Source organism: Streptomyces sp. JH34 (assembly GCF_029428875.1).
Taxonomy (GTDB): Bacteria; Actinomycetota; Actinomycetes; order Streptomycetales; family Streptomycetaceae; genus Streptomyces.
In genome coordinates, this window is sequence record NZ_JAJSOO010000001.1 from 362,925 (window position 1) to 386,084 (window position 23,160).

At 71.3% G+C, this 23,160-nt stretch carries 17 protein-coding genes; 9 read left to right on the top strand and 8 right to left on the bottom strand.

Annotated elements, in window-relative coordinates:
• Positions 1-15 precede the first annotated feature (15 nt).
• The 3 genes from LWJ43_RS01840 to LWJ43_RS01850 all read right to left on the bottom strand — a co-directional run bounded on the left by LWJ43_RS01840 (position 16) and on the right by LWJ43_RS01850 (position 3,340).
• The gene (locus LWJ43_RS01840) at positions 16-2,037 is read right to left on the bottom strand and encodes a sensor histidine kinase (protein ID WP_277330493.1); all 2,022 of its coding nucleotides are present in this window, start codon (positions 2,035-2,037) and stop codon (positions 16-18) included.
• Positions 2,021-2,746, bottom strand: coding sequence for a response regulator transcription factor (locus LWJ43_RS01845; protein WP_277330494.1), 726 nt, complete (start codon positions 2,744-2,746; stop codon positions 2,021-2,023). Before LWJ43_RS01845 ends, LWJ43_RS01840 begins: the two co-directional genes overlap by 17 nt.
• Positions 2,747-2,947: 201 nt before the next feature.
• Positions 2,948-3,340: a hypothetical protein gene (locus LWJ43_RS01850; protein WP_277330495.1), complete on the bottom strand. Its 393-nt coding sequence runs from the start codon at positions 3,338-3,340 to the stop codon at positions 2,948-2,950.
• Positions 3,341-3,706: 366 nt separating this feature from the next.
• Between LWJ43_RS01850 and LWJ43_RS01855 the strand changes: the two genes are divergently transcribed.
• From LWJ43_RS01855 to LWJ43_RS01870, 4 genes are all read left to right on the top strand, one after another.
• Positions 3,707-3,985, top strand: a complete 279-nt coding sequence (locus LWJ43_RS01855) for a polyprenyl synthetase (RefSeq protein ID WP_277330496.1) — start codon at positions 3,707-3,709, stop codon at positions 3,983-3,985.
• Entirely contained in the window at positions 3,975-5,030 is a 1,056-nt protein-coding gene (locus LWJ43_RS01860) for a polyprenyl synthetase family protein (protein ID WP_277330497.1), read from the top strand. Before LWJ43_RS01855 ends, LWJ43_RS01860 begins: the two co-directional genes overlap by 11 nt.
• Positions 5,031-5,148: 118 nt before the next feature.
• Positions 5,149-6,321: an oxygenase MpaB family protein gene (locus tag LWJ43_RS01865; protein ID WP_277330498.1), complete on the top strand. Its 1,173-nt coding sequence runs from the start codon at positions 5,149-5,151 to the stop codon at positions 6,319-6,321.
• Positions 6,322-6,976: 655 nt separating this feature from the next.
• A complete protein-coding gene (locus LWJ43_RS01870; RefSeq protein ID WP_346771960.1) occupies positions 6,977-7,414 on the top strand; it encodes an STAS domain-containing protein in 438 nt (145 codons plus the stop codon).
• A 212-nt stretch (positions 7,415-7,626) separates the two neighbouring features.
• Here the strand turns inward: LWJ43_RS01870 and LWJ43_RS01875 are convergent, their stop codons facing one another.
• The gene (locus tag LWJ43_RS01875) at positions 7,627-8,919 is read right to left on the bottom strand and encodes a YeeE/YedE family protein (RefSeq protein WP_277330499.1); all 1,293 of its coding nucleotides are present in this window, start codon (positions 8,917-8,919) and stop codon (positions 7,627-7,629) included.
• A 400-nt stretch (positions 8,920-9,319) separates the two neighbouring features.
• Between LWJ43_RS01875 and LWJ43_RS01880 the strand changes: the two genes are divergently transcribed.
• From LWJ43_RS01880 to LWJ43_RS01890, 3 genes are all read left to right on the top strand, one after another.
• Positions 9,320-10,492 carry a 4-hydroxybenzoate 3-monooxygenase gene (locus LWJ43_RS01880; protein WP_277330500.1) on the top strand — a complete coding sequence of 391 codons (1,173 nt, stop codon included), beginning with the start codon at positions 9,320-9,322 and terminating at the stop codon, positions 10,490-10,492.
• A 232-nt stretch (positions 10,493-10,724) separates the two neighbouring features.
• Complete coding sequence (locus LWJ43_RS01885) at positions 10,725-11,612, top strand: SDR family oxidoreductase (RefSeq protein WP_277330501.1); 888 nt, start codon at positions 10,725-10,727, stop codon at positions 11,610-11,612.
• Between the two features lie 132 nt (positions 11,613-11,744).
• On the top strand, positions 11,745-12,383 hold the full coding sequence (locus LWJ43_RS01890; RefSeq protein WP_277330502.1) for a Dps family protein: 639 nt from the start codon (positions 11,745-11,747) through the stop codon (positions 12,381-12,383).
• Positions 12,384-12,611: 228 nt separating this feature from the next.
• Here the strand turns inward: LWJ43_RS01890 and LWJ43_RS01895 are convergent, their stop codons facing one another.
• Both LWJ43_RS01895 and LWJ43_RS01900 read right to left on the bottom strand, forming a co-directional pair.
• Entirely contained in the window at positions 12,612-14,003 is a 1,392-nt protein-coding gene (locus LWJ43_RS01895) for a lectin (RefSeq protein WP_462100859.1), read from the bottom strand.
• Positions 13,985-15,265: a lectin gene (locus LWJ43_RS01900; protein WP_277330504.1), complete on the bottom strand. Its 1,281-nt coding sequence runs from the start codon at positions 15,263-15,265 to the stop codon at positions 13,985-13,987. The genes LWJ43_RS01895 and LWJ43_RS01900 overlap by 19 nt, the downstream gene beginning before the upstream one ends.
• 403 nt (positions 15,266-15,668) lie before the next feature.
• Between LWJ43_RS01900 and LWJ43_RS01905 the strand changes: the two genes are divergently transcribed.
• A complete protein-coding gene (locus LWJ43_RS01905) occupies positions 15,669-16,370 on the top strand; it encodes a hypothetical protein (protein WP_277335782.1) in 702 nt (233 codons plus the stop codon).
• Between the two features lie 53 nt (positions 16,371-16,423).
• Here the strand turns inward: LWJ43_RS01905 and LWJ43_RS01910 are convergent, their stop codons facing one another.
• Positions 16,424-18,040 carry a sensor histidine kinase gene (locus LWJ43_RS01910; RefSeq protein ID WP_277330505.1) on the bottom strand — a complete coding sequence of 539 codons (1,617 nt, stop codon included), beginning with the start codon at positions 18,038-18,040 and terminating at the stop codon, positions 16,424-16,426.
• A 106-nt stretch (positions 18,041-18,146) separates the two neighbouring features.
• On the opposite strand from LWJ43_RS01910, the gene LWJ43_RS01915 reads away from it, so the two are divergent.
• Positions 18,147-18,965, top strand: coding sequence for a response regulator (locus tag LWJ43_RS01915; RefSeq protein WP_277330506.1), 819 nt, complete (start codon positions 18,147-18,149; stop codon positions 18,963-18,965).
• Positions 18,966-19,184: 219 nt separating this feature from the next.
• Here the strand turns inward: LWJ43_RS01915 and LWJ43_RS01920 are convergent, their stop codons facing one another.
• Positions 19,185-23,129 carry a glycoside hydrolase family 2 TIM barrel-domain containing protein gene (locus tag LWJ43_RS01920; RefSeq protein WP_277330507.1) on the bottom strand — a complete coding sequence of 1,315 codons (3,945 nt, stop codon included), beginning with the start codon at positions 23,127-23,129 and terminating at the stop codon, positions 19,185-19,187.
• Between the last annotated feature and the right edge of the window lie 31 nt (positions 23,130-23,160).

The following is a 23,160-nucleotide window of genomic DNA, read 5'->3' on the forward strand; positions in this document are numbered from 1 at the left end:
GTTGTGAGGAAGCTGTCAGACCGCCGTGTTCATCGGATCAGGGCCGGACCGCGGCAGCCGCAGGGTGAAGACCGACCCCTGGCCCACCGTGCTGGCCACGTCCACCGTCCCGCCGTGCGCCTCGACGAGTTTGCGGACGATCGCCAGCCCCAGGCCGCTGCCCCCTGTGCGCCGGCTGCGTGACTTCTCGGCACGCCAGAACCGGTCGAAGACGTACGTCAGGTCCTCCGGCGCGATTCCGCTGCCCGTGTCGGCGACCTCCAGCAGCACCTCTTCGTCCGCTCCCCCGGCCCCCGTGGCACCGGCGCGCAGCGTGACCCGGCCTCCGGCCGGCGTGTGGCGTACGGCGTTGGACACCAGATTGCCGATCGCCTGCCGCAGCCGGACCGGGTCGGCCTCGAGCCCGGGGACGGGTACATGCCCCTCCGGACCGGTCACGGTGAGGCTGACGCCGGCGGCGTCGGCCTGCGCCTGATGGGCTGCCACGACATGGGCGAGCAGTTCCTCGATCCGCACCGGTTCGGGATGCAGGCGCAGCGCCCCGGCGTCGGCGGCCGACAGGTCCTGGAGGTCGTCGATGATGTGCTGCAACTGCACGGCCTCCTCCAGCAGCGAGGAGACGAACGTCGCGTCCGCATCGGCGATGCCGTCCTGTGCGCCCTCCAGCCATCCCCGGATGTTGCTCAGCGGGGTGCGCAGTTCGTGCGCGACGTCGCTGACCATGGCCTTGCGCTGCTCCTCCATCCGGGCGCGGTGGGCGGACATGTCGTTGAATGCGGTGGCCAGCCGGCCGATCTCGTTGTCCGCGGCGACCACGACGTGCGACGGCGCCTCGCCGTCGCGCATACGCTGGGCCGCTCCCGTGAGGTCGTGGAGCGGCCGCACGAGCCGGACTCCCGCGAGCACCGAGGCGCCCACGGTGAGAGCGAGGACGAGCGCCGCGACCCCGGTGATCTTCGCCGTGTTCCCGGGGGACAGGTCGAAGCCGGGGACCTCACCGCCGCCCGGGTCGCTGATGAAGAGCAGCGCGGGTGAGGCGACGTACGAACTGAGCTGCTCCTGGCGGGCGATGCCGACGCAGGAGGCGATGTCGCGGTCGTTCTCGCCGTCGAGGGGTGCGGGCGTGGCCAACTCGGTCGGCATCGCCTCCCTCGGGACACTGACGCTCGGCACGGGCGTCGGCATGGGTACGGCGGACGCGGGAAAGGGCTCGTCGCCCGTCCTCCACGACAGGTCGAGATCGAGCTCAACGGGTTCGCGTCCCTGCCTGTCCAGGCAGGCGTTGACGAGTTCGTTGAGAGCGACGAGCGCCTTGGCCTCGGTCCCGGTGGGGCGGTCCAGTGCGTCCGTCGAACACCGGCTGCCGCTCAGACGGTCGGGGTCGTTGCCCACGACCTGGACGCGGGGCCGGCCGCTGGGACCCTCGACGACGTCGGAGGCTATACCGGACCGGCTGAGGCACTGCACCGCCTCGTCGGCGGTGCGCCGGAGCGACGTGCGCTCGGCCTCGGACAGTTCGAACGGTCCGACGGCCCGCGGGTCGACCCGGTCGGTCCCGGAGCGTTGCGCCCCGCCCGTTCCGGGATCCGCGACGGTCACCGAACCGGATCCCGCGCCGGAACCGGAGGAGACGTCGGCCACGGACAGCGGGTCCACGACCGCCGACGCCTGGGGAGGCAGCGCCGGTGGGGGCGGGGACGAGCCGGCGGAGTCCGCGAGTATCTGCCGGCTCTGCGTCGTCAGCGTGATCCTCCGGTCGGACGCGTCGGCCAGATCGTCCACCGTGGCGCCCACACCGTCCCAGGTGGGGTGCCGTGCCGCGTAGGCGAGCAGGGTGTCCAGGACACGGGTGTCGGCGGCGAGGTTGCGGCCCTGCTCCTGCTCGATCGCACCGGACGTGGTCTGCACGGCCAGCCACGCGGTCGCAGCCACCGAACAGGCGGCTACCAGCGCCGACACCGCCAGGAGCCTGCCGAGGAGGCTCTTGCGCAGCGGCAGCCGCAGGCGCTGCGCGGTCTTCTCAGCGCGCCGCGGCACGTGGTGCGCCCTTCAGCGGGTCCATGAGCTTGTAGCCGACGCCGAAGACGGTGAGCAGCCGGACCGGACGCCTGGGAGCGCGTTCGATCTTCTTGCGGAGGTTCATGATGTGCACGTCGACCGTACGACTGCTGATGTACCGGTCGAAGCCGTGGAGTTCGGCGAGCAGTTGCTCGCGGGTGAAGACGCGTTCGGGCTCGGCCGCCATCGTGGAGAGGAGGCGGAACTCCCCCGGTGTGCACTCGACCCCGACGCCGTCCACCGAGACCTCGTGGCGCGCGGCGTCGACGGCGAGAGTCCCCACCCGCAGCACCTGGCCGCCGTCTTCTCGTGCCCCCTCCCGGCGGGTGCGCCGCAGGAGGGTGCGGACCCGTGCCATGAGCTCCCGCGGGCTGTAGGGCTTCGTCATGTAGTCGTCCGCGCCCAGGTCGAGCCCCAGCAGCAGATCGTCCTCCGTGGCCCGGGCGGTGAGCATGAGGACCGCCACCTCACGCTGCTCGGCACGCAGGATGCGGACCACGTCGAGCCCGTCGGCCCGCGGCATCATGACATCGAGGACGAGCAGGTCGGGCGTCCCCCGCCTCGCCTGTTCCAGGGCGGAGAGGCCGTCGGACACCACCGTGACCGAGTGCCCCTCGCGTTCGAGGTACCGGCGGACCAACTCGGCCTGTTTCGCGTCGTCTTCCGCGACTATGACGTTTGCGCACACGTGCACGATCGTAAGGGAGTCCCGTGTGCCGACGACCGCCCCCGGTCCGCCTTGCCGGGGCCGGGGCCACGGTCACCTGTCGCGTGCCGTGGCCCGTTCGCCCGTCGTTCCGGGGCCGGCACGCCCCGTCGGGACGGCCGGCAGCCCGGCGATGTGACCCGGAGCGGCCGTCCCGAAGGACACCGTGTCAGCCGGGCCGTGTCACCCGATTCGCCCTTCCGCCCGGCCGGTCGGGTCCGACTCCTCACGCACCGCCCGGGCTTCCTCGGTCCGCCCCAGGAGGAGCAGTTCCCGCTCGCACGCCTCCAGTGCTTTCAGCAGCAGTGCCGCCCGCTTCGGTTCGTCGTCGTTCATCCGCCGGGCCGCCGCGGCGGCCTCGGTCAGGACGGTCAGCCGGGTCTCCGCATCCCCCGGGACGACCGTGCCGTACTCCAGGAGCGCCTGGGACAGGCGTGGCAGGTACACCGCCGGGTTCACCCGGGCGAGCAGACGATAGGCGTCGACGGCCTCGTGGACGTTGATGGTGCCGGATCCGAGCAGCAGAGTCCGTGCTCGCAGTACCGCATCGTGATCGACGCTCTCCCTGTGATTCATGACGGTGATTCTGGAGCGACGGCAAGGCCTCCAACAAGGCTTGTCGGACGTGCTGTTCGTCCTACGAAAATGCCCTCTGACCTGTCATGATGGGTGTGTCATCACTCCTCTCGGGCCGGCCGCCGGGTCACGGTCCGCGGGATCGGCGCCCGACAGGACCTCCCCCTCCCCCGTCCGTTCGGCTCGATGACACGGGGACGGCGAGGTTTGGGCGTCGCGCACCCAGGGTGGGTGTGAACCGTACGACCGGGCGAAGCGCTCACTCGTTGGTGACTTCCGCCGTTCCCGTGCCGTGCGCGACCCGATCCTCAGGAGTGCGGCGCTTCGACCGGCGTCGCCGGGTTTCTGCGGGTGAGGGGAGACGGCATGACGCGGGATGCGGGTTGGCGCACCGGGCCGGACGGGCGGGCCGTGCTGCTGGTGGCCGGGCTGGCGGATCTGGCGGTGTCCACGGCGGGCTCGGTCCTGGGCACGGTACGTGGGTTGCTCCGGCGCTCCGACACCGCGGAACTGGCGGCGGAGGCCGAGCACGATCTGATCGCCAGGGGCCGTCTGGTGCTGGGCCGTTGGTCCACCGCTCCCCCGGCCCACCTCGAGGTTCTCGCTCGGGAAGCCCTCGTCCGGCGGGCCGCCGATGACGCATGACCGGTGGCACCCGGCCGAGTTCAAGGCGCGCGTCGACGACGTACTGCGACGGTACGTCGCCCAGGAGGCGGAGCAGTTCGCAGCCGTGGACCCGGCGCTGGGTCCGGTCGCCGAGCAGTTGCAGTCCTCCGTGGCGCACGGGAAGAGGCTGCGGGCGGCGTTCTGCTACTGGGGCTGGCGGGCCGCCGGGCAGCCGGACGACGAGTCGCTCGTCCGGGCGGCGGCCTCGATGGAGTTGGTGCACGCCGCCGCGGTCGTCCACGACGACCTCATCGACGACAGTCCGCTGCGCCACGGGCGCCCCACCGCGCACATCGCCCTGCGTGGTGCCGTGCGCCGCCGCCCGCGTTCCGTCTCTGCCGGCAGGTCGCTGGCGATGCTCGTGGGCGACCTGCTGATGGGGCTGGCGGGGCAGTTGTTCGCCACCAGTGGCCTGCCCGCGGCCTATCTCGCCCGGGCCCGCCCGCTGTGGTCGGCCCTGGCGCGGGACCTGATAGCCGGGGAGTGTCTGGAGATCCTGCGCACCGGGGCGCCTCCGGACACCGTCGAATCGTTGAAGGTGATCCGGTACAAGACCGCCAAGTACACTGTCGAGCAGCCCCTGTTGATCGGCGGCGCCCTCGCGGGAGCCGGTGACCGGGTGCGCTCCGGATACTCCGCGTACGGTCTGCCACTGGGCGAGGCGTTCCAGCTGCGGGACGATCTGCTCGGCCTGTTCGGGAGCCCCGAGGCCACCGGCAAGGCGAACACCGACGACCTGCGGGGCCGCCGGCCCACGGCCCTTCTCGCGGAGACCTGGCGTGTCGCCGACGACAGCGAACGGCGGCAGCTGCGTGCCCTCCTGGGGCGGCGTGATCCCGGCACGGACGGTCTGCACGCGGCTCGTGAGCTGATGCGCCGGCTCGACGCTCCCGACCGGGTCGAGAAGATGATCACCGAGCGGGTCGAGGAGGCCCTCGCCGCCCTGGACGGGCTCGCTCTGCCGACCCCCGCCACCACGGCTCTCACCGCGCTGGCGCACTCGGTCGCGGTCCGTGGGGCCTGATCACACGCGCGGCGGGCGGCACCGGCGTTCGTCGCCCGGCCGCTGTCGCTCTCCGTCCTCGGAACCACCGCGCCCCGTAGACGTCGTGCACCACCCACACAGCCCGAGGAGCCTCACCGTGCGCTACACCGAGTCGTCGTTGAACGCCCTGCGCCGGACTGGTGACGAACTCGCCGACGCCACCGTCGCCACCCTCTTCGAACGCGGGGAGGTGGGGAAGTTCAACACCCTGATGCGTTACGTCTCCACCGCCGGCGCTCCCCTGCCGGACGGCCTTCCCGACGTCGCCCGCGAGTACCTCGAGGTGACGGGCGCACCACCGGCCTGGGTCGACTGGGGTGAGATGGAGAAGGCCCGCCTGTTCTTCATCGACAACAACGTGCACATCTCCACCGCCCTGTCCTTCGCCTCCATGCCGGCGTGCTACGTCGTCCCCCACGTGGCGAAACTGCTGTCGGCCACCCACGGGCTCGACTACCCCTCGAAACGGATGGCGGAGACGGGCCAGTTCACCGTGCATCTGATGCAGCCGGACGCCTTCGAGTCCGGGGGCCGCTTCATCCCCGCCGCGCAGAAGGTACGCCTCCTCCACGCCTCCATCCGCCACCATCTGGAGCGTGAGGAGCGCTGGGACACCGCGGCCCTCGGAACGCCGATCTGCCAGGAGGACATGATCGGCGGTCAGATGTTCTTCTCCATGCTCGTCCTCGACAGCCTGCACCGCCTCGGGATCCACATGTCGGAGGAAGGCGCCCAGGCGTACTACTACGCCTGGCGCGTGGTCGGCGCCATGCTCGGTGTCGACCAGGACGCGGTACCCGGGACCCTCGAAGAGGCCCGCGGCTTCCTCGACCTCTACATGCTCCGGCACATGGGTCCGTCGCCGGAGGGCGCGCATCTGACACGCCAGCTCATCGACCTGTACGAGGAGGTCGTGCCGGGCACCTTCTTCGACCCGGTCGTGTCCGCCCTCATCCGGCACCTCGTCGGCGACACCTGCGGCGACTGGCTCGGCGTGCCCCGCACCTCGTGGGACACCGTCGTCAAGGCCGTGCCGCGTCTGATCGGCGTACTGGAGACCGTCGAGGACCGTTCACCGCTGGGAGCCTGGGCCCTGGACCGGCTCGGCCATCTCACGACCGTTCTCGAGCTGTCCTCGCTGACCCGCGGGCGCGTCATGCACTACGCCATCCCCGAACACCTCAGGAAGGACTACGGCGTCTCCAGCTCGGTACCCCGTACCGAGCGGTGGGTTCCACCGGCGGCCACGGTCCCGCAGGCAGGCGCCTAGTACCGCCTCGGCCGACGTCGTCGTGCGGGTGCCGTGCGGTGACCGTGGGACCGGCGGTGGTCCGCCTGCTGAGGTCTTCGCCGTCCTGACCGGCTCAGCGGGCTCCCGCAGCCGCCAGTCGCGGGGAGCCGAGCAGCATCCGCTCGTGGCCGATCACCGCACCCAGCGTTTCCGGGCCGGCTGCCCGGTTGAGCAGGAACAGCACGTCGCCCGGGACGCCGGCGGCGCGGGTCAGGAGGTCCTCACCCTGCGGACGAAAACTGCGGGCGCTCGTCGGCGGCGTTCCCGTTCCGCCGGATGACGGATCGGCGGGTCATGCCGGACACGGCCGGTACCAGGCCGGCCCGCCCGGGAGTGGCGTGGGGAGGGCCCCTGGCCATGCTGAGCGGGGCGGGGCCACGGGGCAGGTGTGACGGGAGAACACATCATCGCCGGTCAGAAGGCTGTTCCTGCCGCATGTACGGATGGGTGGTGGCCAGGAGGGGCGGGGTTGTGCCACGGTGGATGGACACGAGACCGTCCGGTGCCGCGGGTGCCGGACTTTGGGTTCTGGGCGTTGCCCCCTTCACGGGCTCCCGGCTCCCGCCATCGTCGTCACCCCTCAGAAGGGGCTTCGCCTTTGGGCTCACCACCCCGGAAGGGGGGCACGCCCATCATGAACGTCACTACGCTGATCGACGCCACCAGTGCCACGATCATCCCGCACGGCGAGATCGACCACACCACCCTGCCCAAGCTCCGTGCCGTGGTCGCCGCACTGCCGCGGGACGTGGCCGAAGTGGTCTGGGACCTCAAGGACACGCCCTTCATCGACACCGCGGGCCTTCATCTGCTCGTCGATCCGCCGCCGGCCGACGTCCCGCCGCGTCGGGCGACGGTGACCGGCATGCAGCCGCAGCCGCTGCGGGTGCTGCGCACGGCTGCGGAACTCTTCCCCACCCTCGAATTCGCCCGCCTGCTTCCCGAGGCCCGACAGCACGGAGCGGCGGCCCGACAGCGCCAGGTCCACGAGCACCGGGGGCCGGACACGCTCCGCAGCCGCCAGTGCAACGCTTCGGCCTCCACTGCGTCCACGGCGCACGCGTCACGGTGAGCGGGACGGCGAAGGTGACCTCGGCCGACGGACGGCGAATGCCGGACGACGGTCGCCTGCCGCGGCCGGGCCGGGCCGTCGGCGGGTTGCCGACCTCCTGTGCCGTGGTGAGGTTCCGTGGTCCCGTGGAGCCCGGGCCGCTCTACGGGACCACCTGACAAAGCCCTGCCAGGGAGCCCGTGACGCCGCCGGCCCTCCCTGGCCGGACCGGCTCAGCAGACGCCGTCGCCGGGCTTGGGGTTTCCCAGGCCGAACAGCGGCCGCAGCCTGAGCCCGAGCCAGGTCCCGGCCAGGGCGACCGCACCCCACAGCCAGCCGCTGAGACTGCCCGATGCCACGCCCGCCAGGTAGGCACCGATGTTGCAGCCTCCGGCCAGCCGGGCGCCGACGCCCATCAGCACTCCCCCGAGCACCGACGCGACGGCCGTGCGCCAGGGGATTCCACGGTGCAGGGCCCACGTGCCGCCGAGGGCGGCGGCCACGGCGGCCCCGACCATGATGCCGATGTCGGTGAGACTCGTCTTGTCAGCCAGTACGGGGCCGGCGAGCATCTCCGCGTTGCCCGCCTGCCTCCACCAGGTCCAGTTCTCGGGGTGGCCGCCGAGCGCGCCCACCAGCTCCGAACCCCACAGGCTGAACGCACTTGTGACGCCCCAGGCACCACCGGACACCGCCAGGACACCCGCGCCCAGGAGGGCCAGCACCAGGGCGCCCGCGGCGAGCGGCCAGGAGCCCCGGAAGACCCGGACCGCGGCAGTACGCGCCGAGGGAACGGCCCCGAGAGGAGGCGGGTTGCGACGGGCCTGGACGCGTCGCGTGACGACGACGACCAGCAGCAGGGCGGCGATGGTCACCGCCCACGAGCCGAACCAGCCGATGTGCTCGGAGAGGACGACCGGCTCCCAGGCGGGAAGGTCCTTCCACAGGTCGAACTGCCAGGCGGCGAGCGTGGCGCCCGCGATGAACCCGGCGAGGGTCAGGAGCACCGAGGTCTGACCCGAGCCGACGGCGAAGAGCGTGCCCGAGGCGCAGGCGCCGCCGAGCTGCATCCCGACGGCGAAGAGCAGGGACCCGACGGCCAGTCCGACTCCGATCGGCCCCGCGGAGGGCGCGGGCTGGGAGCCGAACAGTCCGGTGCCGCTGCCGATGAGCAGCGCGAACAGCGTGGCGGTGGTCCCGAGCAGCAGTGTGTGCGCCCGCAGTCCTGTGCCGTTGCCGACGGCGATGAGCTGACGCCAGGCGGAGGTGAAGCCGAACCGGGAGTGGAAGAGGGCGACGCCCAGGCCGAGTCCCAGCAGGAGCAGTACGCCGGGTCCGGGCCCGTGCGTGGACCATACGTACGCGGTCAGGGCCACGGCGAGCAGCCCGGACACGACGAGCGGCGTCCTGCGCACCGGGGGCAGGGGCGGCGCCTCCGGGCGCGGCACCGAGGTGGGGGAAGGGTCGAAGAGGGCGGGCAGTGCGCGCGGGGGCGCGGCCGGCCCGGCAGGTGGCGCGGTGGTCACGAAAGGCCTCCGGGATGATGCGGCGGCGGACGGTGGCAGGGCTGTCGGCAGCACGGAACGTGCGGCCGCGAGGTTCAGCCGCTACAGAGTCCGTCGTCGACGCACCACGCCGAGTGCGCGAACAGCGCGAGGCACAGTGTCGGGGCCGGTACAGACATGCGTACGAATATACGGACGCCACCGCTCCGGATACTCCGGCGTCTCGCCATACGGAAGGGCCTTCGGGGAGAGTCCGGAGGGACAGCCGACCCGGGCGGCGGAAGCATTGACAGGGCTGCGGCACGGACGGCAGACTCGCCGAGCCTCAGTGAAGAAACCTTCACCTTGCGAACAGCCAGTGAGGCGCCGCCCGGGCGGCGCCAGGGGTTGCGAACACTCCCCGACCGAAGGAGCACGAGCCGTGCACACGACCGTGGGGATCATCGGGGGTGGCCCGGCAGGACTGCTGCTGTCGCGCATGCTCCACCGGGCAGGTGTGGAGTGCGTCGTCCTGGAGAGCCGCGATCGCGCCTACGTCGAGCAGCGCCAGCGGGCGGGGGTCCTCGAACAGTCCACCGTCGACGCTCTGCGCGAGGTGGGGGCCGCCCAACGGCTGGACGCCGAAGGAATGGTGCACGACGGCGTGGAACTGCGCTGGGAGGGCCGATCCCACCGGATCGACTTCCCGTCGCTGACGGAGGGCCGGCGCGTCTGGGTGTACGCGCAGACCGAGGTCGTCAAGGACCTCATCGCCCTGCAGTCGGCCGACGGCGCGGCCCTCCACTTCGGTGCCCGTGTCTGCTCGGTCGAGGGAGCGGACACCGCCCGTCCGACGATCCGCTACACGCACGACGGCCGGGACAAGACCCTGACGTGCGACTACGTCGTCGGCTGCGACGGCTTCCACGGGGTGGCCAAGACAGCGGTACCCGAGGCGGCCCGGCGCACCTACGAGCGCGTGTACCCCTACTCATGGCTCGGGATCCTGGCCGATGTGGCGCCGTCCTGCGACGAGTTGGTCTACGCCCACTCCCCACGCGGCTTCGCCCTGCACAGCATGCGGTCCCCCGAGGTCAGCCGCATGTACCTCCAGGTGCCCAACGGCTCGGATCCGGCCGACTGGCAGGACGAACGGATCTGGGACGAGCTGGACGCCCGGTTCGCACTGGACGGCTGGAAGCTGGCACGCGGTCCGATCACCTCCAGAAGTGTTCTGCCGATGCGCAGTTCGGTCACCGAGCCCATGCGGTACGGCCGCGTCCTCCTCGCCGGGGACGCCGCGCACATCGTGCCTCCCACCGGGGCGAAGGGGCTCAATCTGGCCGTGGCCGACGTCGTCGTACTCGGCCGGGCCCTGATCCGGCAGCACACGACGGGCGCGACCGACCTGCTGGACGCCTATTCCGACACGTGCCTGCGCCGCGTGTGGCGCGCCGAGCACTTCTCGTACTTCATGACCACGACGCTGCACGCCGATCCGGACCAGAGCCCTTTCGACACGCGACTCCAGATCGCCCAGCTCGACCGCATCGCCGGTTCACCGCACGCCGCGGCCGAACTCGCCGTGAACTACGCGGGGCTGCCGTTGCCGTAGCCGCCGGCGCGGACCACTCCGCCCAGGTGAAGGTGTACGCCGCCACCTCCCGCGTCTACGCGCGGGCGGGCCTTCTCACGGACGCGCCCTTCACGGCTCTGTGCACCAAGATGGGACATGTCGCAGATGTGCTTCTCCTGGTCGCGGCCGTCCGGGCCGCGCCAGGAGCGTGGGCGGCGGTCGGCCCGGTGTTGCGCGGACCGCTGCGGCCACACCCGTCGAGGAGGTCCATGTGTCCGGCTCAGCTCGTCCCCTGGAAGGCCGTGTCGCCGTGGTGACCGGTGCCGCGAGAGGTGTGGGCGCGGCGATGGCGCGGGAACTGTCACGGCGCGGCGCCAGGGTGGCCCTCCTCGGCCGGGAGGAGTCGACCCTGGCCGAGGTGAGGGACACGCTCTCAGGGGCCCGGTGCTGGGAGGTCGATGTGACCGACGACGCCGGAATGAGCAGGGTGGCCGACGAGGTCCGGGACCGGATGGGACCCGCGTCCGTCGTGGTGGCGAACGCGGGCCTGGCCGAGGGCGGCCCGTTCGCCGAGTCCGACCCGGTGACCTGGCGGCGTGTCATCGAGGTGAACCTGGTCGGCAGCGCGATCAGCGCACGCGCGTTCCTGCCCCACCTGCGGACGACCCATGGCTACTACCTGCAGATCGCCTCGCTGGCCTCCATCGGGTCGGCGCCCATGATGAGCGCCTACTGCGCCTCCAAGGCCGGCGTCGAGTCGTTCGCCCATTCACTGCGCGCCGAGCTCGCCCACGAACACGTGGGGGTGGGCATCGCCTATCTGAACTGGACCGACACCGACATGATCCGTGACGCGGACGAGCACCCCGTTCTGCGGGAACTCCGGGCGCACATGCCGAGGCCCGCCCGGAAGGTCTACCCGGTGGCGACCGTGGCGGGCAGCCTGGTGCGCGCGGTGGAACGGCGCAGTGCCGCCGTGTACGCGCCGTCGTGGCTCCGTGTCACACAGGTGGTGCGTGCCGCCATGCCGCCGGTGGTCACCGCGCTCTCGAAGTGGGAGATCCCCAGAATCCAGCGGGAGACCTCGTTCGAGGCCACCGGGCTGCTGGGAGCCGGCGGCCTGGCGGACCGGCGCGGCAGAGGCCACGCGGAGGGATAGACCGCGCAGGCGTGGGCCGCCGGCTGTGGCAGCGAATCCGCCGGTCAAGTGGTGTCGGCCGCGGACACGCGTGACCTCATGGGGCGAGGGGGCAGGGGTATGGCGTAGACCGTCCTCTGCCGCAGGAGCATCATGTCGCCTCAGACCTCCACCCCGCGCTACACCGTCCCCGGCCTCACCACCAAGGAAGGCGGGCGGATGATCGACGTGCTGCGCATGCGCCTGCACGCCCTCAACGACCTGGCCCTCACGCTGAAGCACATCCACTGGAACGTGACCGGCCCGCACTTCATCGCCGTCCACGAGATGCTGGACCCCCAGACCCTGGCGGTCAGGGACATGGCGGACGCCGCGGCCGAACGCATCTCGGCCCTGGGCGGTGTGCCGCACGGAACCGCCGGCGTGCTGGTCGCCGAGCGGACCTGGGACGACTACAGCGTGGGGAGGGCCGACGCGATCGCCCACCTCGGGGCGCTGGACCTCGTGTACACGGGCATCATCGGGGACCACCGCAAGGCCGCGGCGAAGGCGTCCTCCGTGGACCCGGTCACCGAGGACCTGCTCATCGAGCACCTCCGCTCCCTGGAGCAGTTCCAGTGGTTCGTCCGCGCCCACCTGGAGAACAGTGCCGGGGCGCTGGCCACGACGGACGCCCGCAGCGAGAAGCAGGCCGCCGAGGCGGCCGGGACGTCGCGCACGATCCCGGCGAAGCAGACGGCCAGCCCCAGGCGCACGGCCAAGAAGTCGGCCGTCACCAGACGCGCCAAGTGACCTCCGGCGGGTGATCGCCCCGGGGCGTCGTCGAAGGCGTCCGGCCGGACCGGCCTGCCCGGGCCGAGCCTCGCGCAGGCCGCGAGCACCTCGGCCGCCACCCGTTCGGAGCACGCCGGCGGCGGAGGCCGACGGGCCGTGGACGCGGCCCCGGGGGGACCCGCTCCGCGACGACCCGCGTCCTCGCCGCGGAGTGCACGGCGAGGACGCGGGAGGTGGGGTCTCGGGTCAGCCCGCGTAGGAGGCGAGGACCCGGGTGAAGTCCCACGGCTGCTGGGAGACTCCCGAACAGGTGTCGGCTCCGCCGCCGGTGCAGGGCCGGTCGCGGTTGACCGACCAGAAGGTCAGCCGTGCGAGGTGGCGCTGCTGTGCGTAGCCGAGGATCGTGCGGAAGTCGGCCACGGTCACGGTCTCGCCGTTGTCGGTGACGCCGTTCATCGAGGAGATGCCGGTGTGCCGGTAGGCCTGGTCGTCGGAGTACCCGTAGGCGTTCTTGACGGCCGTCTTCAGCCCTTCGGCGGCGCGGACGGTCAGGGTGCCCATGTTCTGTCCTGCACCGCCGAAGTTGAACGGCATGATGGTCCAGCTGTCCACGGTGAGCCCGGAAGCCGCCGCCCTGCCGATCAGACTGCTGTCGGGCCCGTTCTGGCCGGTGCCGAAGGTGATGTACACCTTGATCCCGGGGTTGTTCGCCCTGACGGTCTTCAACGCGTCGACCGTGCGCTGCTGGACGGCCGGGCTGTCGTACGCCGCCGCCTCGATGTCGATGTCGATGGCCTTGAGTCCGTAGGCGTTGATCACCTTCTGGTACGCGGCGGCCAGTTCACCCGCGCTGGAGCAGGAACTCTCCAGCTTGTTGCCGCTCCAGCCCCCGAAGGACGGGATGACGTCTCCGCCGGCCGCTCGCACCGTGTTGACGGTCTGCTGGTCGACGCCACCGGTCAGCGGCCGGCTTCCGTCCCACTGCGGGTCGCAGTAGCCGTTGCTGAGGACGAAGGCGAGCGTGAACCACTTGACGCCCGTCGCGTTCATCACGGTCGTGGGGCTGGGCGGGCTGCCCCAGCCGTTGTAGAGGTACGGGGCGACGGCCATCGCCCCCGGTCCGGGAGTCTCCCCGCCGGCGCTCGGCGCGGTCCACTTCTGGTTGGCGGAGCCGGTACACGTCCAGATCTGCAGCCGCGTGCCGTTGGCGCTGCTGCCACCCGACACGTCCAGGCACTTGTCCGCCTGCGGATTCACGATGTCCCGCGCCGCGGGAGTCGCCCACTGCTGCGCCGCCGAACCGTTGCAGTCCCACAACTGCACCTTCGTACCGTCCGCCGTACCACCCGACGCCACGTCCAGACACTTGCCCAACGCCCGGATCGTCCCGTCAGCACCCACCGTCCACTGCTGCGCGGCCGTACCGTTGCAGTCGTACAACTGCACCGCGGTACCGTTCGCCACCGCGCCCCCGGCCACATCCACACACTTCCCCGCCAGACCCGTGACGGGACCGGTGGCCGTGGCGGCGGCGCTCGCGGGAGTGGCGGACAGACCCGCGAGGAGGGCAGCGGTCACGGCCAGCGCGCTCAGCACACCCCGCGCCACCGGTCTCGCCGTCACCGGGTCACCGTCCACTTCTGGTTGGCGGAGCCGGTACACGTCCAGATCTGCAGCCGCGTGCCGTTGGCGCTGCTGCCACCCGACACGTCCAGGCACTTGTCCGCCTGCGGATTCACGATGTCCCGCGCCGCGGGAGTCGCCCACTGCTGCGCAGCCGAACCGTTGCAGTCCCACAACTGCACCTTCGTACCGTCCGCCGTACCACCCGACGCCACGTCCAGACACTTGCCCAACGCCCGGATCGTCCCGTCAGCACCCACCGTCCACTGCTGCGCGGCCGTACCGTTGCAGTCGTACAACTGCACCGCGGTACCGTTCGCCACCGCGCCCCCGGCCACATCCACACACTTCCCCGCCAGACCCGTGACGGGGCCTCCGCCGCCCGGCTGGCCGCTGTCGCTGGTGACGCGGACGTAGTCGACGAGGAGCTGCTGCGGGAAGACCGTGCTTCCGTCGGGGTCGCCGGGCCAGTAGCCGCCGACCGCGAGGTTCAGGATGACGAAGAAGGGCTTGTCGAAGACCCACTGCTTCCCGCCGAGGTCGGCGGGGGTGCGCCGCTGGTAGACCGTGCCGTCGACGGACCACGTGATGGCGTTGGGGCTCCAGTCGACCGCGAACGTGTGGAACGCGTCGGCGAACGCCTGCCCGCCCGGCAGGGAGTACCCGGCGCCGATGCCGCCGCTGCCGGAGTAGCCGGGGCCGTGCAACGTGCCGTGGACGGTGCCCGGTTCGAAGCCGACGTTCTCCATGATGTCGATCTCACCGCTGTTGGGCCAGCCGACGCTGCCGATGTCGCTGCCCAGCATCCAGAAGGCGGGCCAGATGCCCTGTCCGCGCGGGATCTTCATCCTGGCCTCGACACGGCCGTACGTGGTGCTGAACTTGCCGGACGTGTTCAGCCGGGCGGAGGTGTACTCGCACCGTCCGTACCAGCACTGGTAGTTGTCCGGGTTCTCCTTGCGCGCGGTGATGACCAGGTGTCCCTGGCCGTCGAGCACGGCGTTGCGGTTGCCGGCGGTGTAGTACTGCCGCTCGTGGTTGTTGACGTTGTCGCCGGTCTCGATCTGCCATTTCGCGCCGTTGACGGCGGAGCCGGCGGCACCGTCGAACTCGTCGGAGAACGTGACGGCGGCCGCTGCCGTCGTGCCGGCGGACGTCTCGGCCGCCGAGGTCACGGGGGTGGGCGCGCTCTGCGCCGGACCGGTGGAGACGGTCGCGAGGCCGAGTGCCATGACGAGGGACAGGACCAGGCGCCGAGGCAAGCGGGAGGATCTCATGCCTCTCCCTTCAGGGAGGGTGATGGACTGACAGGGGCATGTCAGACCTGGGTGGGTCGGGCTGAGCGGCAGGCTTAGTTCACTACGTGATTTAAGGAATGAAGACCGGGCGTGTCAAGGGTTTGGTATAGACCGGAGCCGCTTGCCCTCCCGGAGCCCGGACCGACGGCCTCCGCGCGCGGTTCGGCCGGATCAGGTCGCGGCGGGGTGCGGCGATGACCGGTCGCGTCGTGGAGACTTGAGAGACTGGCGGCAGCCACCGCCGGTGGAAGGCACCAGCCGGTGCGCGGGAGGCTGCGACAGCAGCTCCGGCGTCCCGCTGGAGCACCGGACCGACGTCGACGAGGGGGCCACGATCAACACCGCCGAAACGGGCCGGCATCCGCTGGACTCCACCAGTGTGATGAACGCGAAGAGGACCGTACTCGAACTCCTGGGCCGGTCCGGCATGTTCCGGGACGAGGCCGAGGAACTCGTCGCCCTCGTGGAGGCCGGCGCGATCGCGGACGCGCACAGCGAGATCGGAGAACGGCGGGGTGCCCCCGCCGGGAGCGGGGAGGCGTACGGCAACGGCTGGCGCGACGGCACCCTGGCCGTGAGCGACGAACTGGCGCGCGTCGCCGAGCGGGCTCTCGCGCGTGCTCTCGGCCCGCAGCTGTCCGGGTCGCCGGGAGCCGTCGCACGGGACCGCAACCCCGTCGGGAGGGTGGACGTGGAGCGTGCGAAGGTCGCCGTGCTGCCGCTCTACCTCGCGTTCAGCGACATCTCGGAACTCGACCCCGAGGTGTCCGACGAGGTCCTGACCGCGGTGCTCGGCACGATGAACGTCGTGGGCCGGGTCGGCTACGCCGGCCGGCTCGAGCAGTTCACCGACTCCTGGCGGGACCGGCTGGCCCGGCTCTACGCGCACTACGGGCCGCGCGGCCGCATCGCGGTGCACGGCCGCTACTCCCTCCTCCACTCCCCCACGAGCATCGCCGTACTCGAACGTCTGACCGCCGCCCCCTCGGCGCTCAGGGCGGAGTGGGAGCACGCCGAACTGCCCCCGGCGTGGCTGGACGGTCTGCTCACCGCCTGGGAGGCGTCGGACGCTCCGCAGGGCTGACGGCCGTCAGCCCCCCGCCGCGGGTGGCGTGATCAGGGGTCGGGACCGGGCGGTCAGTTCCCGGGCCCGGCGGTGGGCACGTCCGGTCGGGCGAGGGGAAGGCTGAAGACGAAGCGGGTACCGGGAGTGTGGGAGGTGTCGAGGCTGATGGTGCCGCCGTGGTACTCCACGATCTTCTTGCAGAGGGCGAGCCCGATTCCGTTGCCCGGATAGGTGTCACGGGTGTGGAGGCGCTGGAAGATCACGAAGATCCGCTCGGCGTACTCCGGGCCGATCCCGATGCCGTTGTCGCTCACGGAGAACTCCTGGCGGGGACCGGCGCCCTCGGCACCGTCCGCGAGGTCCGCGGGTTCATGCGCGCCGAGGTGGATCCTGGGCACCTCACCCGGGGTGCGGAACTTGATGGCGTTGGAGATCAGGTTCTGCAGCAGCACACCGAGCTGGGTCGGGTCGCCGTGGACCGCGGGGAGGGGATCGTGGGTGATGACCGCACCGCTCTCCTCGATCACCATCCCGAGGGAACTGGTGGTCCGGCGCAGAACGGCCTCGAGGCTGACGTCCGCGTCCTCGGCGTGCAGACGGCCGACACGGGAGAAGGCCAGGAGATCGCCGATCAGGGTCTGCATCCGGTTGGCACCGTCGACGGCGAAGGAGATGTACTGCTTGGCGCGGTCGTCGAGCTGGTCCGCGTAACGGCGTTCCAGCAGCTGGCAGAAACTGGCGACCTTGCGCAGCGGCTCCTGCAGGTCGTGGGAGGCCACGTAGGCGAACTGTTCCAGCTCCTCGTTGGAACGGCGCAGCTCCGTGGCCTGTTCGTCGAGCTGAGCGCGGGCGCGGTCGCTGAACTCCAGCTCCCCGGCGAGCCGGCGCCGCATCCCCTCCACGTCCCTTGCCAGCGCCTGGAGGTCGGCGGGACCGGAGGACGCGATGGTGTGCTCGAAATGGCCGTCCGCGATCTCCCGGACATCGGTGCGCAGCCGGTCCAGTGGCACCTGTACGCCCCTGCGCAGGCCGGCGAAGGCGAGGGCGATGAGGGCGAGGACGACGCAGGCGATGGCGGTGAACACCGTGTTGCGCAGCGTGCGGGCCGCCTGCAGATCGCCGCGCGCCCGGTCCCGCTCGGCCTCGATGTGGTTCTGCTGCTCGGTCAGCGAGGCGCGCAGGGTGTCGAAAGCGGCCTTCCCGGTCTCGGTGCGCTGCCGGGCGGAGCCGGTGGGCTCGGCTGCCTCGCTGACGGGGCGGGCGGTGGCGGTCTGCCAGCGCTCCGAGTCCTGACGCACCCGTGCCAGGTCGGAGGTCGCCCGCTCGTCGCCCTCGACCAGGCGCGCCAGCTCCCTTACCGCGGCTCTCTCCTGAGCGACACCGTTCCGGTACGGCTCGAGGAACTCACGCTTCCCCGTCATGCCGTATCCGCGGATGCCCGTCTCCTGGTTGATCAGCGCGCTCTCCATCCGGACGGAGGCGATGAGGGCGGGGGACCACCGGTCGGTGAGCCGCTTGTTGACGTCGGTGGCATGGCCGAGGACCCAGGCTCCCGATCCGGTCAGAACGAGGAGCAGCACGAGTACCGCACCGGAGCCGGCTCCCAGCCAGCCACGGGTGGTCCAGCCGTCCGCGGCGGTGCGCGGCGGACGTGTCTCCGGGACCTGCTGAACGGGATCGGTCTCCACGTCGGCTCCACCCTTTCCGGCCCGGTGGGGCACCGGGGCGGCGTCACACTACCCCCGAGGACAACCTTGGTTGTCGACGGGGTCCCTCGGCGTCTACGGTGCTCCCATGGCAGTAGAGACCCGGACGAGCTCCGAGCAGGAGGAACTGGCCGAACGCGCACGACAGGCGGTGGCCGAGGCCGCCCGGAAGCTCGTGCTCGGCATGTCCCTGCCGAATGACGGCCTGCCGGATCCGGACGTGCTCGGGAGCGACGCCCTGGCGTCCCTGCGCGCCCTCGCCCACCTGAGCCGTGCGGTGGAGGAGTGCGCGGCGCTGGCCGCCCGGGCCGCCGCCCTGGACGGCGCGGGTTACCCGCAGCTCGGAAGGGCCTGGGGGGTCAGCCGCCAGGGGGCCCGCAAGCGCTGGCCCGGCCTCGTCTTCACCGCCCGCCCCGCATCACGACCGCTTCCCCACCACCAGACCCGGAGCTCGCTCATGAACGGCCTCGCCCCCCGCACGTACACCGTCCTGCTCGTCGAGGACGACATGGCCGACGCCATGCTGATCGAGGAGGCTCTGACCGAGCACGGGATGGCGCGGGGCATCCACCGGGCGGACGACGGTGTCGCGGCGCTGGAATACCTCCGCGACCCGCGGACCGACCGGCCGGACCTGATCGTCCTCGATCTGAACATGCCCCGCATGAACGGCCGCGAGCTGCTGAACGTCCTCAAGAACGACGCCTCCCTGTCCAGCATCCCCATCGTCGTGCTGACCACCTCGGCGGCACCGGACGACGTCGAGGACGCCTACCGCCAGCACGCCAACGCCTACGTCACGAAGCCCGTCAACCTCGACGACTTCATGCGGACGGTCCAGAGCATCGACTCCTTCTTCCTCGACACCGCCACGACCCTCCCGCCGCACCCCGGCGACGACGCCTGAGACGGGCTCGGGGCGGCGTGACCTGCCAGGGCCGGGTTCCCGCGCCACCCGCGCCGTGCCGCGCGGCGCCTGTCATGGGCATGGCTTGCGTCGATTCCTCCGGCCCGCCGCCGTGTCGCGGGACCTGCGGCGGCCTCCAGCCCCGTATCCGGCGGTTGCCGAGGGTCCGAGGACGCGAGGGCGGCCTCCACCGTCCCGGGGAGGCCGCCCCCGGTACACCTACTCCGTCGCCGTCGGCCTCCGCGACGCCGACGTCGCCCCGTCCAGGTCGGTCAGCGGACGCAGCCGGTAGGTGTAGGAGTAGTCCTTGTCCGCGAACAGCTTGTACTCGTCGTGGGTGTGCGCGCCCCAGCTGTCGTCACCGCCCACTCCCATCTGCCGGTGGTTCAGCCGCAGCACGACCTCGCTCCGCGGAGTCAGCTGGTAGTCGTGGCGGGCCCCCACCGACAGGTCCTCCGGGGTGAAGTGCGAGGCGTTGACCTCGAGGAGCGGTTCGCCCGTGGCGAGCAGCCCCCTGCCCCTGGCGTCCGTCAGCGCGACCCAGCGGACATCCGTCCTGTTGCCGTTCTCCTGCGGGCGGACGTAGGGCGTCCACTGCTCGGCGACGGTGGCTGAGTACAGGCCCACATCGGTGCCGTTGTCGCGGTCCCAGTGGTTCTCCTCGGGGCCGCGGCCGTAGTAGTGCAGGTGGTTCAGACGGCCGGGCAGGATGAGCAGCGAACCGACCTCCGGGATGTACGGGAGTCCGGCCGCCCCCGGGTGCAGGGTGTGGTCGACCTTGATCTCACCGTTCCCGAACACCGTGTACGTGGTGGTGTACGTCGACACCGTCGTGGTGGGCAGGGTGCCGCTGACGGTGATCTCGACCGCCCTGTCCCGCAGTTCGCGGACGTCGAGTCCCGTCACCTTCCGGTCGCTGCCCGCGTGGCGCCAGGTGCCGTTGCGGGCGGGCTGTCCGTTGCCGATGTCGTTCTCGGTGGGGGCCCGCCAGAAGTTCGGGGCCGGCCCCGAGGTGATCAGCTGGTCGCCGCCCGCCTCGTAGGAGGTGATGACGCCGCTCCTCTTGTCGACCGTCACGGAGAAGTCGTGGCCGGTCACCGTGACGGAGTCGTCGCCGACCCGGTGGCTGAGCGTTCGTACGGAGTCCAGCGGCCGGGGCTCCACGGCCGGGCCGCCGGCGCCGAGCGGGAGCTGATGGCGGGCGACCTCGAATCCGGGCTCCGACCACTTCGTGGCCGTCCTGGTGGTGAACGACAGCTGGAGGAAGTACTCGGTGCCCGGAGCAGGGTGGTCGGGCAGGGTGAAGGGGAGCGTGATGTCCTTGCTGGACAGGGGGGCGACGTCGAGCTGGGCGCGGGTGAGTTTCCCTCCCCGCACCGCCTTGCCGTCCGCCATGACGGTCCAGCTGCCGTCGAGTTCACGGAGGTTGGTGAACAGGTACTCGTTGGTGACGGTGAAGCGGCGCGTGGCGCCCCCGCCCGCCGCCGCCACGTCGATCGCCTGGAGGACGCGTTTGATCTCCGCGGCCTTGCCGGTGTGCCCGCGGTCCGCCATGACGATGCCGTCGGCGCTGAAACTTCCGTCGTTGGGGTTGTCGCCGAAGTCACCGCCGTAGGCACGGAACGTCGGCTCCGACGGCCGGATCTCCTTGAAGCCGACGGTGGCGGCGTCGAACCACAGGCGTACTCCCTCGTCACCGGGTCCGCGGGAGGTGGAGGCGAGTTCGGCCCCGGTCAGGGCCCGGGCGTAGACACGCGCCCGCCGGATGGTGCCGCTGAACTCACGGGTCGGGGTGTCCGCGTCCGTGGCGAGGGCGACCGGAGCGGTGTTGCTGTCGGGCCGCTGGGCGGCGGCCCTGGTGGCTCTGGCCTCGCCGTCGACGTAGAGGGTCAGGGTGGCCGCCGCCGCGTCGAAGACCCCGGCGACGTGGTGTTCGGTGCCGGTCCAGTCCTTGGGCAGCGCCCAGCTCGCGGTGGTCCACCGGCCGGCCGAGTGGACGAAGAACTCCAGGCTGCCGTCCGTCTGCTTCAGCGCGTACTGGGTGTCGCCCTTGGCGATGACGGGCTGGTGGCGGCCGGTCACCTTCTGCGTGATCCACGCCTCCAGGGTCAGTGAGCCGGTGATGTCGAGGCCGGCGTCACGTCCGAAGACCGTGCCCCCGGACACCCCTTCGGTCCGGTCGAAGGTGCCGCTGGGCGCGAGGAGCTCCCCGGCCACCGCACCGGGCCCGGCCTCCGTGAACAGCTTGCGCGTGGGCGTGGGCCAGGTGAGTGCCTGGTCGGCGAAGTCCCAGATCCAGCCGCCCTGCAGGACGTCGTAGCCGCGGATGACGTCCCAGTACTTCTTGAAGTTGCCGCTGGAGTTCCCCATGGCGTGGGAGTACTCGATCAGGACGAAGGGCCGGGTGTCGCCCGTGTCCTTGGCGCGCTGCTCGACCTGGGCCGGCTTGGTGTACATCTCCGAGCGGATGTCGCTGATGCCGGGCCGGTCGTCGCCCTCGTACTGGATGACGCGCGTGGGGTCGTAGGAGCGGATCCAGTCGTGCATGGCGACGAAGGCCGAGCCGGTCCCCGCCTCGTTGCCGAGTGACCAGATGACGGCGGAGGCGTGGTTCTTGTCGCGGTGGACCATGTTCTTCGCGCGGGCCACGCACGCCTCGGTCCAGTCCGCGTGGTTTCCGGGGTAGGTGTCGCGGATGCCGTGGGTCTCGAGGTTGGTCTCGTCCACCAGATACAGGCCGTACTCGTCCGCCAGCTCCAGCCAGAGCGGGTTGTTGGGGTAGTGGGAGGTGCGGACGGAGTTCATGTTCAGCCGCTTGATCACTCCGATGTCCTCGACCATGTCCGCCCGGGTGAGCGACATGCCCCGGTCCGGGTGCATCTCGTGCCGGTTCGTGCCACGCAAGGAGACGGGCTTGCCGTTGACGCGCATCAGACCGTCGACGATCGCGAACTCGCGGAAGCCCACCCGGTGCGAGAGGGTCTCGGTCACCTTGCCCGCCGGGTCACGCAACCGCAGGACGGCGGTGTACAGGTTCGGGTGCTCGGCGGACCACAGTGCGGGTCTCGGGACGGCCCTGGAGGCCCGCACGGTCACGTCGTCACCGGCCGGGACGGTGCCGAGGTCGGCGGACTGCCGCAGCGGCCGGGACCAGACGGGGTGTCCACCGGCGTCGTAGAGCTGCGTCTCGACGGTGTACTCCCCCTTCCCGGACGCGCTGCCTCCGTACGCGCGCACGGAGGCGGTGACGGACAGTTCAGCCGTCGTCCAGCCGTCGCCGAGCGGGGTGTCGAGCTTGAAGTCCCGCAGGTGGACGGTGGGGGTGGAGAAGAGATGGACCGAGCGGAAGATTCCGCTCAGCCTGATCATGTCCTGGTCCTCCATCCAGTCACCGTCGGAGAAGCGGAAGACCTCCACGGCGATCTGGTTGCGGCCTCGCCGCAGGTGCGGGGTGATGTCGTACTCGGCGGAGGTGTAGGAGTCCTCGCGGTAGCCCACGGGCACCCCGTTGATCCACACGTAGTGCGCGGACTTCACCCCCTCGAAGTGCAGGAACACCCGCCGCCCGTCCCAGCCCCGCGGAACGGTGAAGGCGCGGCGGTACTGGCCGACGGGGTTGTAGCGGGTGGGCGCGTGGGGCGGCTGCGCCTCCTCGCCCAGGCCGTTGGCGCCGGCCCAGGGATATGTGATGTTGGAGTAGATCGGGAAGTCGTAGCCGTGCAGCTGCCAGCACGACGGCACCGGGACGGTGTCCCAGGAACGGTCGTCGAGGTCGGTGCGGTGGAAGTCGGGGTCCCGGTCGTCCGGACGGTCCGCGTAGGCGAACTTCCACGTCCCGTCGAGGTCGAGCCGCCACGGGGAACGAGTCCGGTCACCGGTCAGGGCCTCGTCCACGTCCGCGTACGGCATGAGTGTGGTGTGGGGCGGCTCCGCACCTATGTCGAAGATCGCGATGTTGTTGTTCCACTCCGGCTGACCGTTGGCCGGAGGGCCCCAGCCGGCGGCGGCTGAGTCGGCGTGTGCCACCGCACCGGCGGACGCGACGGCCGGAAGGGCGGAGAGGGCGAGCGCGCCGAAGCCGGCGGCACCGCCCTCCAGAATCCGGCGGCGGCTGACGCTCCGGGGCGGGTCGGCCGGCTGGTGGGGGGAGGACGAGTGCTGCATGGCTGAGGACCCCTCGGGATGGCCGTGCTGC

What these genes read in the sequence shown, in the direction of transcription:
- LWJ43_RS01850 (WP_277330495.1), bottom strand. Translation starts at nt 3,340, where the DNA reads ATGAATCACAGGGAGAGCGTCGATCACGATGCGGTACTGCGAGCACGG.
- LWJ43_RS01855 (WP_277330496.1), top strand. Translation starts at nt 3,707, where the DNA reads ATGACGCGGGATGCGGGTTGGCGCACCGGGCCGGACGGGCGGGCCGTG.
- LWJ43_RS01860 (WP_277330497.1), top strand. Translation starts at nt 3,975, where the DNA reads ATGACGCATGACCGGTGGCACCCGGCCGAGTTCAAGGCGCGCGTCGAC.
- LWJ43_RS01870 (WP_346771960.1), top strand. Translation starts at nt 6,977, where the DNA reads ATGAACGTCACTACGCTGATCGACGCCACCAGTGCCACGATCATCCCG.
- LWJ43_RS01890 (WP_277330502.1), top strand. Translation starts at nt 11,745, where the DNA reads ATGTCGCCTCAGACCTCCACCCCGCGCTACACCGTCCCCGGCCTCACC.
- LWJ43_RS01900 (WP_277330504.1), bottom strand. Translation starts at nt 15,265, where the DNA reads ATGAGATCCTCCCGCTTGCCTCGGCGCCTGGTCCTGTCCCTCGTCATG.
- LWJ43_RS01905 (WP_277335782.1), top strand. Translation starts at nt 15,669, where the DNA reads ATGAACGCGAAGAGGACCGTACTCGAACTCCTGGGCCGGTCCGGCATG.
- LWJ43_RS01915 (WP_277330506.1), top strand. Translation starts at nt 18,147, where the DNA reads ATGGCAGTAGAGACCCGGACGAGCTCCGAGCAGGAGGAACTGGCCGAA.
- LWJ43_RS01920 (WP_277330507.1), bottom strand. Translation starts at nt 23,129, where the DNA reads ATGCAGCACTCGTCCTCCCCCCACCAGCCGGCCGACCCGCCCCGGAGC.